Annotated in this window: 10 protein-coding genes; 6 read left to right on the plus strand and 4 right to left on the minus strand. The window is 36.0% G+C overall.

Annotation, left to right across the window (positions count from 1 at the left end; genetic code table 11):
• The first annotated feature begins 957 nt into the window (after positions 1-957).
• Complete coding sequence (locus BC008_RS05900; protein WP_321170067.1) at positions 958-1,773, plus strand: fasciclin domain-containing protein; 816 nt, start codon at positions 958-960, stop codon at positions 1,771-1,773.
• Positions 1,774-1,940: 167 nt separating this feature from the next.
• On the opposite strand, the gene BC008_RS05905 is transcribed toward BC008_RS05900, so the two are convergent.
• The gene (locus BC008_RS05905; protein ID WP_058183302.1) at positions 1,941-3,365 is read right to left on the minus strand and encodes a family 10 glycosylhydrolase; all 1,425 of its coding nucleotides are present in this window, start codon (positions 3,363-3,365) and stop codon (positions 1,941-1,943) included.
• A 463-nt stretch (positions 3,366-3,828) separates the two neighbouring features.
• Complete coding sequence (locus tag BC008_RS05910) at positions 3,829-4,518, minus strand: CAP domain-containing protein (protein ID WP_027845880.1); 690 nt, start codon at positions 4,516-4,518, stop codon at positions 3,829-3,831.
• Positions 4,519-4,881: 363 nt separating this feature from the next.
• Between BC008_RS05910 and BC008_RS05915 the strand changes: the two genes are divergently transcribed.
• Positions 4,882-5,406, plus strand: coding sequence for a 2,4'-dihydroxyacetophenone dioxygenase family protein (locus BC008_RS05915; RefSeq protein ID WP_058183304.1), 525 nt, complete (start codon positions 4,882-4,884; stop codon positions 5,404-5,406).
• 183 nt (positions 5,407-5,589) lie between these two features.
• Here the strand turns inward: BC008_RS05915 and argJ are convergent, their stop codons facing one another.
• Complete coding sequence (argJ, locus tag BC008_RS05920) at positions 5,590-6,903, minus strand: bifunctional ornithine acetyltransferase/N-acetylglutamate synthase (RefSeq protein WP_027845882.1); 1,314 nt, start codon at positions 6,901-6,903, stop codon at positions 5,590-5,592.
• A 186-nt stretch (positions 6,904-7,089) separates the two neighbouring features.
• Here argJ and BC008_RS05925 point away from each other — a divergent pair, with 186 nt between their 5' ends.
• Entirely contained in the window at positions 7,090-7,686 is a 597-nt protein-coding gene (locus BC008_RS05925) for a PAP/fibrillin family protein (protein WP_027845883.1), read from the plus strand.
• A gap of 625 nt (positions 7,687-8,311) precedes the next feature.
• Here the strand turns inward: BC008_RS05925 and BC008_RS05930 are convergent.
• On the minus strand, positions 8,312-8,653 hold the full coding sequence (locus BC008_RS05930) for a recombinase family protein (RefSeq protein ID WP_027845884.1): 342 nt from the start codon (positions 8,651-8,653) through the stop codon (positions 8,312-8,314).
• Between the two features lie 139 nt (positions 8,654-8,792).
• On the opposite strand from BC008_RS05930, the gene trxA reads away from it, so the two are divergent.
• From trxA to BC008_RS05945, 3 genes are all read left to right on the plus strand, one after another.
• Positions 8,793-9,113, plus strand: a complete 321-nt coding sequence (gene trxA, locus BC008_RS05935) for a thioredoxin (RefSeq protein WP_027845885.1) — start codon at positions 8,793-8,795, stop codon at positions 9,111-9,113.
• 666 nt (positions 9,114-9,779) lie between these two features.
• On the plus strand, positions 9,780-10,232 hold the full coding sequence (locus tag BC008_RS05940) for a CBS domain-containing protein (protein ID WP_036267700.1): 453 nt from the start codon (positions 9,780-9,782) through the stop codon (positions 10,230-10,232).
• Positions 10,233-10,371: 139 nt separating this feature from the next.
• Entirely contained in the window at positions 10,372-10,983 is a 612-nt protein-coding gene (locus BC008_RS05945) for a CP12 domain-containing protein (RefSeq protein ID WP_027845887.1), read from the plus strand.
• The last annotated feature ends 521 nt before the right edge of the window (positions 10,984-11,504 follow it).

Raw genomic sequence — 11,504 nt, forward strand, 5'->3', positions numbered from 1 at the left:
TTCAGTATGAAGATCAAATTATTTATATGTAGGGCCATAAATAAATACGGAAAATACGGAAGTGAATCAAATAAATTAAATATTAATTTGGGCTGATGCTTTTAAAAGTAATCAAAAAATACTTATAGCTTTACAATTCAATTTGTATTTCTTAAAACAAATTCGTGCTACATCTGTGGTGTACCTATAGTTTTTGTTCCGAAGCTAACGCTTTCATCTCCATGCCAATCTGGGTATTATGAAAGTTCTGACACTTACTCTGATTATTGCAAGTTAAATTAATTTATTGTTATGCTTTATGATTAGCAACGCTGTTTTCTAAAAATATTTTGACAAATAATATAAATATCACGTTTTTTATGAACTGGGTCAATCTTGTAAATGTGTAAATATACCAAAAAAACATCAGAGCAAATCAAATCATATTTTACAGATAAACATCAATAAGACAAATATAGTATAAAACAATGTTTGATTAACGTAATAGCAATAATCAACGAGATTATTAACTATTATTCATAGACCGGTTATTTCGTAAAAATAGCAAAATATATAAGTAAAAATCTCTACTAGTAAATATTCATAAATTTACTCATCAATCATATATTTTGCTCAAATATAATTATTTATCTGTAATTTATTTGAATTATTTCTAAATGCCACCGTATCAACAATCCCAGATACCATAAAATAATCTCATGCACTAAAAAATAGCTAAAAATAATCTCTAGTTTTCAAACGGTAAATTACACTGATAATTATAGTTAGCGACCAAAAGTAATAATTATTATAAGTTTTAGTAAATTGTTCTTGGTGAGTTCATAGTTTATGACAAAAAAATATGGTAAAAAAGTCTCTAAAACGAGATTTTAGGTATAAAAAATGATATAAATCTTTGTGTGATGTGTGGAATCTCCAGCCGAATAATCGAAATATATGAAATTTGAGAACAGCAAAATGCTGACCAAGTTGGCTAGTGTAGTAGGAGTGACGGGCTTCAGTCTCCTGGTAAGTCTACAGGTCGGGGCGAAAGAAGCTTTCAGTCCCAACTTGACTATTGTTCCAGAGACTTCTCATAACCACTCCTCCAAAAATGAGACTCAAAATACACCGAGCAAAAAACATTCTTCTTTAGCAAGCAAGACTAAATCCAATTCATCTGTTTTAATTGCCCAAAGATCGGGTTCTCTCAATCCCAGTCCTAGTATTCTACAAGAATGTCCTTATAACCGTGCTGCTTGTGGTGATCAAACAACACCCGGAACACCGGAGATTCCTCCAAGCGTTCCTCCAGTTATTCCTGCACCAGATAGAGTACCTGTTGAGACCAAACCTTCTACAGGAACCGAACAAACTTCTGATAAAAACCTGGTACAGATCGCTGAGGCTAACGGTTCCTTCAATACACTTGTAGATGCGTTAAAAGCTGCTGGGTTAGCCGAAGCTTTGCAAGGTGAAGGACCATTTACCGTTTTTGCACCTACGGATGAAGCTTTTGGTAAGTTACCGCAAGATGCAGTTAAAGAGCTATTACAACCCAAGAATAAAGAAGTTTTGGTGAAAATACTCAGGTATCATGTTGTACCACAAGAAGTATTATCCACAGACTTAAAATCCGGTGAAGTAAAAAGTCTTGATGGTACTCCCATTAGTGTAAAAGTTGAGCCCAAAGGTGTAATGGTGAATGACGCTAATGTGACTACAGCAGATGTGAAGGGAAGTAATGGTGTTATTCATATAATTGATAACGTAATTTTACCTCCCGATTTATAATTTTCTACAGAAGATGGAAGCGTCTTCTGTGATTTGTTTTTCATTTTCAATAGAGATCCCGTTCAGATTAATTAGTTTGAACGGGATTTCCCATATACATATTAGGTTAGGGGATGCTGGAATAATTTCTCTATTATTAATGATTTAGTGTTATATACACTTTATTTTTATTGAAATCTCTGGGAGATTCTCGGGAAATTCGTTCCCTGATTTTTTACTTGAGTTAAGCTTTTTAACTTAGAAGCAGCTTCTTCGGGCTTATTGGCGACAGGAAATACTAAAATACTTTTCACGTCTGGGTTATTCACTAATTCTGATAAACGATTAAATTGTTGATCGCTAATCGCAATTCCTGCCGAATTTCTGACATATTTTAATTCTGCTTTGAAATTCGCATCATTATAAACTTGAATAAATGCTCTATCGATATTCCACTTTGACCAATCTGCAGCAAAATATCGTTTAGCCCAATAAGGATTATGGTGACAAATATCGAAACTAACTTTTGGGTTAGCCTGTTTGGTAGCAGCAATCATTTCTCGAACAAATTTGGTTAACTTAGCAGTACGATCTATCTGTCCGGGTAATTCGGCATGATATCCTAAATAATCATCCCATTGCACTGCATCAATTTGGGGATATTTTTTTACAAACTCGACTGAGATTTCTTTAAAAAAATTAGCTATTTCTGGAATTTCAACATTTAGAACATAATGGTCGACAGCAGGATAGGTTTTATCGATACCGGGGACAATCCAATTACTAGTAAGAGCTAAATGAAAAATTGGACTGTCTTGATCGATTTTAATCCCTTTTTCAAAATAAGCATGAACTTGCATACCCTGCTTGTGTGCTTCATCAATTAACCAGTTTAACCATTTGTCTTGAAATTTATTGGGACAGCTTTTCAATCCAACTTTTTGTTGCATTACTTTGCTGTTGTACATCGTACAACCATTGCCCCAAACTCCATGAATAATTGTATTAAATCCTTGAGACCGGTAATAACGAACTCTTTTACGAATTGTTGCTTCGTTAGTATTATTAGTAATATGATAACGACTTAAATAAATTCCCCTAATTGTCTTTTTCTCCCAAGGTGTTTGAGTTAATAATTTTTGCTCGGGTGTATTTTTGTTACTCGCTGTTATTCCTTTATTTATGCGAGCATGTAAATTAGGATTGTTTGGGTTAAAATTACTTCTTTGAGAATTATTGGAAACTTTTGGAACAATGGGAGCCTTAATCAAAGGCAATGATTTTTGTGGAAGTGAATCTTTTTTTTGATTTGTATAAGAACTCGATTTGGGTAAACTAGAGACTTTTGGTACAATAGGAGCCTTAATTAAAGTACTATTTGAGTTGGAATTTGCATTATTAGAATTAGAATTAGAATTTGATTTAGATGGACTGGAACTAGAATCTAAAATAGGAATAGCTACTATTTGATTTTTAGGTAAAAGCCTAGTGATAAATTCTTGATTACTTTTTTGACTAAACCACCACCAACCACCTCCTAAAATTATTAGGATTAATGATATTGGAATATTTGCACATCCAAACCCATTAGATTTTTTATTTTGGTTTGACATAATAATATAGTGGCTGTTTGGTAGTCATAATATACATATACGAAAGATATATACAGTTCGACATCCATGTTTTCCACATATAATTTACAGAGCCGATTGCAATTTGGGAAAAGCTTTTAAAATTTTTATCAACTTATGGAATAATAAAGAAAAATATTAAATAATAATAAATGTATTATTGTTATTTCGAAAATACTTAAAAGTCAAAATAAATATTCTAAAAAAAATTAAAAATAAATAACTTAATAAGTAATTAGACTAGAAAAAACTTTGTCAATAGCTACAAGCGTCTAATCATACGATCTCTGCCTAATTGCTTATGAAAAAAATATATTTGTAGTAGCGCTTTAGCGCCAATATTTGTCTACCACGCTAAAGCGCTACTACGAACCTTATTACAAGTGTTTTACCGGACATGATATTACTTATATTCTATTTAGTGGGTTTAATTTTAGTTTTGTAATTATGTTGCTTCTCTATAACCCCCTGCATAGGTAATAACGCACATTTGGCGATATGTATCATGAATGCCAAAAGCAACTCCAGTAACCTTAAATTGGGGGTTAAACATATTTATTCGATGACCGCGGTCGGGTACACCATCATCAATGATTAACTGCATAACAATATCTTGAGCGGTGTGGGAACCATAACTAATATTTTCTCCAGCTGTAATTTCCCAATTCCCATAGCGATTCAGACGGGTAAAAGGATCGCTACCGTCGCTACCAGTATGACCAACTATACCTTTTGGACCTTGATCCTGTACATGGTCTTTGGCTGCAAGTGACATTCCCTTTGATACAGTTAAAGTTCCAACTGGAGGAGTTGTTCTCAGAAATGCGATCGCTTCATCGACTGCTGAAACACCTTCTTGAGTCTGTAAGTAAACATTAGAACTAATTCTGACGCGCTTACCTTCAAAGCGGTTTCTATATTCTTCCAGAACAGATGCATAAGCTGCAGGGTTTGTCCTAGCTTTGTTCATTTCATCCACTACTCTCCTTTCCAAAGGAGAAAGGTGATTATCTGTAGTGACATCTGTATTTGCTGTTAAGTTTTCCGCCACAGACGATTTTTGTTCCATTAATACATCACAAGATGCGGTGAGTAAGGAAAATGGGGTAAGAATCCAAGAAATTAGGCGACGCATCGATAACCTCAAGATTCGGTAATTAAGGCATTAGTTTGTATATTTAATTTCAAAATTTAAAGTCCGTTTTCCAGAATTTTTTTATTTATATTATTTTTAAAGAAAAAGAAAAAATATATTTTATGGCTATATTAATTCCCCGTAAATTAACTTAATCAAAAGTTGATATACTCCCCATAATTGTTAGATAATTACTAAAACTTCTTGTTCTGTAAGAACTGTTAATAAATATTTTTGTTAGACATTTTCATTAGACCCCAAGGGAAGATAGCATTCAACTTCATGCTTGAAGAATATTAGTATGGCATGTTGTTCTGAACGGATATTGGGTTCCCAATCGTTGATTAATAAAAGGTAAGATATATGCCCATAACAGTATTCAACAGTTTCACTGATGGGCTAGATCCGAGTCAAAGAAGCCGCGAGCACTTTATCACCAATACTAACCTGGATGATGACCGACTCTGGGTTCCTTATGTAGATGGTGTCTGGATCCAGCCCTGTAGCTTTAACGTTACCTCCGGTGGGTTTAGCTTAGTCCTAAAAGGTCTCCCTGGTGCAATGTTGGGGACCCATTACCATGTTGGGACCGTTCATGGCTATACAATGCGTGGTTATTGGCGGTACCTAGAGCATGACTGGGTTGCAAAGCCCGGAACATTTATCTATGAACCCGCTGGGGAGGCTCACACTCTGGTTATAACTGATGACTCACCAGAACCAGCAGTCATCTTTTTCATTGTTGAGGGTGGTCTGATTTATTTGGACAAAGCAGTTGACGCTGGTTTTGCTTCCTATGAAGATGGGTTCACCTTTCTCGAGTTGAGCAGGAAACACTATCATAAAACCGGTCTTGATGTGCGTCAGTTAGATCTAATAATTCGTTAAATCCTTTCGACTGTAGCAATCATATTTGATTTGTGAACAGATAAATCCCGCAGAGAAATTGCAGAGTCTGCGTCGATCGCGGGAATTTTGAGAAAATTTAACCCCAGATTATTTAATGATGTGATTTTAAAATATAATCTGGGGATATTAATTATCTTGTTACTTTCTGTTTTCTCTTCCCTTTTAGGTGGTATATTCAGCGTTAATTTTCACATAGTCGTAGCTTAAGTCACAGCCCCAAGCCACAGAAGAACCGCTACCATTACCAACACTAACCGCGATCGTAACAGGATTATCTAAGTTTTGAGTTTTGATTTTAATGCGATCGACAACAAGATCGTTGCTGATCTCAGTTGCAAGTAAGTTTTCTGAAACGACAGAATCAGCAGCAGCTTTTTCTAAATAAAGACTAGCCGCTTTGCGGTCAAAATCTAAGGGATTACCATTTTCCATTAAAAGAAAGTCTCCCAACTCAATTCTGAGGTTTTCTTGCTCAAATGGTACTCCTGCACGCCCAGCAGCAGCAGCAATACGTCCCCAGTTAGGATCGCGTCCAAAGGTTGCAGATTTAACTAGAGAAGAACCAACAATAGTTTTGGCTATTTTACGAGCAGATAATTCATCGGGTGCACCACTTACCCGCACCTCAATCAGACAAGTCGCACCTTCTCCATCTCTGGCGATCGCTTTTGCTAAATGTTGACAAACTGCAGTTAACATTGCTTCTAATTTTTCAGCTTCTGCACCCATTTGTGTAATTGCAGGGGTACGAGACTGACCGTTAGCAAGGGCAATTAAGCAATCGTTAGTGCTAGTATCCCCATCTACAGTAATTGCATTAAAACTTCTATCTGCAGCACGGGATAACATTTGTTGCCAAAGTTGGGGTGATACGGCAGCATCAGTGGTAACAAAAGCTAACATAGTTGCCATGTCAGGGTGAATCATTCCCGAACCTTTAGCAATCCCACCCACTCGCACTATCTTGTCGTGTATTTTCGTTTCTAGAGCAATGGATTTAGTTACTAAGTCTGTGGTGATAATTGCTTGGGCTGCAGCATCAGAACCTGTTGGTGAAAGTTCGGCGACTAACTTAGGAATTCCAGCAGTTAAAGCATTCATGCGAATCCTTTGTCCAATTACCCCAGTAGATGCTAATAGAATTAAATTTGGGGAAATACCTAGGGTTTCCCCTAAAACTTGAGCGGATAATTTAGCATCCAACCAACCTTGTTCTCCGGTACCAGCATTTGCTTGTCCAGCATTACAGAGAATAGCACGGGCACTATGTTTGCCTTGCAAGCGTTGGCGACAGTAATCTATACAAGCTGCTCTTACCTGGGAAGTGGTAAATACACCTGCTGCGATCGCTTCCACTTCCGAAAATATTACAGCTAAATCCGGTGAGCCTGAAGGTTTTAAGCCTGCAGCAATTCCAGCTGCTTGATATCCCCTAGGCGCTGTGACACCACCAGGAATTTCCTTCCAGTCTGCCATGATGCTTTGCCCCAACTATCTTATTGTTCGATCGCGGATTATATCAATATATTAGTTACTAGTTCGCAGTTAGTTTTTAGTTATTAACTATTTGTGAATTTTTAAAGCCTAAAACTTAAAGCCCAAAATTTTGATAATTATAGAAATGTAGCAGTACGCTCTCTCTGCAAGATGAGAATTTATGAAATGCTAGAGGATAACACAAACAGAAAATCTTTAAAAACTGAACTTATAGGACAGGTAGAAGCTTTATCATTTGAGGAAGCAATATTTCCAGAAGCAGAACCAGTAATCGATAAAATTGTCGAACAGCTCGAGGAAGCTAACCCAATTGTTCGACCCTTAAGCGTTGAGAATCAATTAAAAATGTTTGGAATTTGGGAGCTTATATATGCTTCTCGAGGAACTGTAGTTACTCGTAAAGTTGCGAAAATTCCTGATTGGACGGGAATAAAAATTAAGCGAGTATGGCAAAATTTGACTGCGGACGACACTGAAAAGATTAATACTTCAAACTGTGCCCAAATCGAATTACCTTTTTTGGGAGAATGGAAAGTACAAGCTGATGGAGTGTGGAAACGGAATGAAGATCGAAAAACAGCCCTAGTAAGCTTTAATGCATTTACATTTGGACTTCAAAAACCTTTTACTTTACCTGAATTGAAAATTCCAGTGTTGGAAGCTCTCCGTGATGAAGCTGTGTGGATAACATCTTATCTGGATGAAGAAATCAGAATAGGACGGGGTAAAACAGGTAATTTATTTGTGTTTTGTCGAAAATGAAGGTTTAACGGTTTCAAAATATTCAGAAAGTTTTGAAGAAAATTTTCCAATCCTTCCGAAATCTCTTGTACCAATTGGGTAGTAATTATCAGATGGTCAAAGATAAATCACTCTATCAATAAAATTATAAAAATTCAGGGGAATATAGCCCCAGCAAGACCCAGCCAAAACGGTTGGGTTTTAGCATAAAAATTTCTGTTGTGGTTCCTTATACTTGCCTGTATCTGTTGTATACATAACCCAACTACAAACCCAATAAACTAAGCAAGCTCAGTCATTTATAATGCTACTCTATGTTTTGTCAACCTGCGTATGGATAACCTAACAACAGTAATTTTTGTTTTAGTTTAGACTGTAATATTTCGTAGAATAAATACACATTACGTTTTGTAAATTTTGTTCGTCAAACTATGCATTATTTATACAAAAGTCTGTACAATACGAGAGATGTAAAGGATATATGTCTGAAAGCTTTGTTTAGTATAGGTTTTAGTTTGTAGAGGTGATAGTATACTAAAGTTAAGATATTAAAAAACTGTATCCCTCATAAAATATTATCGGGTTACTTTGTAGAAAAAAGAAAGTATTTGAAATTTTAGTTTCTTATCTACTTCTTACAAAAGTTTCAATTCCTGTTAGTACCAGATATTCTTCCTTTTATCCCATAAAGTCTATCTAATACTCGTTTAACAGAAACAGGTTGCCATTGCTTTCCTCGTTTAGTTTTGTATCCCTTTAGGTTAAGCCAATTAGCGATTTGGGGGAGAGATTTTCCAGATTTATGATGGCGGCGAATTAATTCAATAATTTGTTGTTCTTGAGAGTTTTCCACCAGTTCGCCATTTACAGATTTTTGCCCGAAAGGGGGCGAACCATATCCCGCATAACCACCTTTTGCCGCTTTAGCTTGCCTTGCTTGGTTAAGTTTTTCCCATAAGTAATTATCATTTTCCTTGTTGGCTGCCATTATTCTGTTTGCGTACTTGTCTTATGAAGACATATTACATCAGGTCAAAACAATTCAACTTTATCAATTAAGAAGAAGTTTTATTTGAAGTCCTGTAAATAATAATACTTGTATATTTGATTCAAGCAAGGAGAATCATATGAATACGGTTGAATATATCAAAGAGACTGAATTCGATACACTTTCTAGCAGCGATGGTGTATTTGTTTTTGACTTTACTGCAACTTGGTGCGGACCTTGTAAGATGATTGCTCCGATGATGGACAGATTAGCTCAAGAATATGAGGAGCATGTGAGGGTTGCTAAAGTAGATCTTGACGAAAATCCGAGTCTCGCCAAAAGATTGGGGATTCGCAGTATACCGGTAGTCATGATTTATAAAGACGGAAGCTGCATAGAAAAAGTTGTTGGAGTAGTTCCCTATGAAAAGTTCAAAACGATCGTGACTGAATTACTTTAAGACACCATAACAAACAGGAATTTACTATGCGGAGAACGCAAATAATCCGATGTCCGAATTGTGGTAGTCTGGCAAGTCGTCAATTTACGAAAGATGACTTATAAAAGATGACTTATAAAAGATGAACTTATAAAAGATGAAAAATTACCTCATCGCAAGTATTTGTACAGAAAAGTTAGCAGACAAATTATCAGAACTAAATGCCCGGTTTGTGACTATCTAATAATAATACACCCTATAAATGGGAGTGTATTAGAAGCCTATGCACCGGGGATATCTACTGCTCGGATTCGAAATAATGGCACTAAAAAAAACTGTTGTGCTTACGCCCCGAATCCCTGCTAGAAGGGAAGTGTGGGGAGAGGGGGGATTGTTATTCATGCAGGTTATTGCATAAGGCTACCTCCCAGACCTCCGACACTCTTTATTCATTCAAGGTTTGAGTCTTAACTTAGCGCCATTCTGCTCAGAGTCAAAAATTTGAATTGAATTGAATTGAATTGAATTCTTCTATGAAGAGTCAATTATTAGAGGGTGAAGAGATAACAGATGCTTATAATTCGTTTGTTTTCTCATCTGTGATCAAGTGCTAGTTATCTGTTAATTGACCCTTGAATCAAAAAGATAGTTATTGCTTTACGAATGAAAGTAAAAGAAAGAAAGATTATGAAAGCAGAAGACATAATGACTAAAGAAGTTGTGACCATTGCTGGTTCTGCAACTGTCGCCAAAGCTGTAAAACTAATGAAAGAAAAAGGACTTCGTTCTTTAGTTGTGGAACTTCGTAATGAAAATGACCCCTATGGTATGGTGACTGAAACCGATATTGTTTACAAAGTTGCTGCACATGGTAAAGATCCCAAACAAATACGGGTTTATGAAATCATGAGTAAGCCTTGTATTGTGGTTAACCCTGAATTGGCTGTGGAATATGTGGCAAGATTGTTTGCAAATACTCGTATCCGTCGCGCTCCAGTAATTAAAGGTAAATTATTGGGGGTAATATCAATTACAGATATTTTGAGTAAAAGTGATTTTGTAGAGAAACCAAAAAGTAATTTTGAGCTTTACTGTGAGGAGTATCCTGATGCTCCTGAAGCCAGAATATATGAAGATTAAGTTGCAATCGCAGAATTAAATTCTGTCAGCAACTATGGTTGCGAGGCTGAAATTATTTAGTTAAATTATTTTCACAAAAGAGGATTCCTAAAAGGAAAATCTCAATAAAAGAAAAATTATCACTTTAACTCCCAGGATTATGATGAAAGCAGAAGAAATAATGACCAAAGAAGTTGTTACCATTCGTGGTTCCGCAACTGTTGCAGAAGCTGTCAGACTAATGAAAGATAAAAGTTTGCGAGCTTTGATTGTAGAACCTCGAACACAAGACGACCCCTATGGAATGGTAACTGAGACAGATATTATTTATAAAGTTGCTGCATATGGCAAAGACCCCAAGCAAATACGGGTATATGAAATCATGACTAAACCCTGTATTGTGGTTAATCCCGAGCTAGGTGTCGAATATGTAGCGAGGTTGTTTGCAAATACTCGTATCCGTCGCGCTCCGGTAATTAAAGGTGGTTTGCTGGGCATTATTTCAATTAGTGATATTCTCAATAAGAGTGATTTTGTTGAAAAGCCTAAAGATATGTTTCTTGAGGATCGCATCGAAGCAGCGCGTGAGGATGCTCGGGCTATCTGTGCGGAAAAAGGCGATACTTCTCGGGAGTGTGCTGCAGCATGGGATGTAGTGGAAGAATTACAAGCAGAATCATCACGTCAGCGATCGCAGAAAAAGCTTAGCTCTTTCCAAGCATATTGCGAAGAGAATCCGGGAGCCGAAGAATGTAGGATTTATGAAGATTAAACAATATGTAGATATACTTATGTCTCTTTGCCAATAGTTTGCCATTACTTCCTGGGTACAGTTTAAATACAAACCAGTTAAACGCAAACAAATTAAACGCAAACAAAATAGGGAATTCATGCGTTCTTAATGATTATGGTTACTATTTGAGATTAGATTTCAATCTCAGGTGGTTCATAATCATTACGAACGCAAACTTTATAGACGCTAACGCAAACTTTATAGACGCTGATGATAATTACTGTATTTAATTTTTCCAAATGAATTTGTGCTTAAATTTGCCTGTTTAGCTAAAATCAGGACTCAAAATCTGTGATATTGCTTTTCTAAACTGCGTTTTGGTCATAATGACAAATCTATGTCCTACCTACGGATCTGCTACGATCCGCTTTGTTACGTAAGTCCTGAAAATATAGAATGATTTAAAACAATATATCCCATCTTCCGCACTCTAACTGTCACAATCGGTAATTACTTAAATAAATCAATAATAAAAGAGTAAAAAAGTACTTTTTACCACT

This window comes from Mastigocoleus testarum BC008, from assembly GCF_001456025.1.
In the GTDB taxonomy this organism is placed as follows: domain Bacteria; phylum Cyanobacteriota; class Cyanobacteriia; order Cyanobacteriales; family Nostocaceae; genus Mastigocoleus; species Mastigocoleus testarum.

Coding starts and splice junctions, on each gene's coding strand:
- BC008_RS05905 (WP_058183302.1), bottom strand. CDS start 3,365: ATGTCAAACCAAAATAAAAAATCTAATGGGTTTGGATGTGCAAATATT.
- BC008_RS05930 (WP_027845884.1), bottom strand. CDS start 8,653: ATGGCAGCCAACAAGGAAAATGATAATTACTTATGGGAAAAACTTAAC.
- BC008_RS05900 (WP_321170067.1), top strand. CDS start 958: ATGCTGACCAAGTTGGCTAGTGTAGTAGGAGTGACGGGCTTCAGTCTC.
- trxA (WP_027845885.1), top strand. CDS start 8,793: ATGAATACGGTTGAATATATCAAAGAGACTGAATTCGATACACTTTCT.
- BC008_RS05910 (WP_027845880.1), bottom strand. CDS start 4,518: ATGCGTCGCCTAATTTCTTGGATTCTTACCCCATTTTCCTTACTCACC.
- BC008_RS05945 (WP_027845887.1), top strand. CDS start 10,372: ATGATGAAAGCAGAAGAAATAATGACCAAAGAAGTTGTTACCATTCGT.
- BC008_RS05915 (WP_058183304.1), top strand. CDS start 4,882: ATGCCCATAACAGTATTCAACAGTTTCACTGATGGGCTAGATCCGAGT.
- argJ (WP_027845882.1), bottom strand. CDS start 6,903: ATGGCAGACTGGAAGGAAATTCCTGGTGGTGTCACAGCGCCTAGGGGA.
- BC008_RS05940 (WP_036267700.1), top strand. CDS start 9,780: ATGAAAGCAGAAGACATAATGACTAAAGAAGTTGTGACCATTGCTGGT.
- BC008_RS05925 (WP_027845883.1), top strand. CDS start 7,090: ATGCTAGAGGATAACACAAACAGAAAATCTTTAAAAACTGAACTTATA.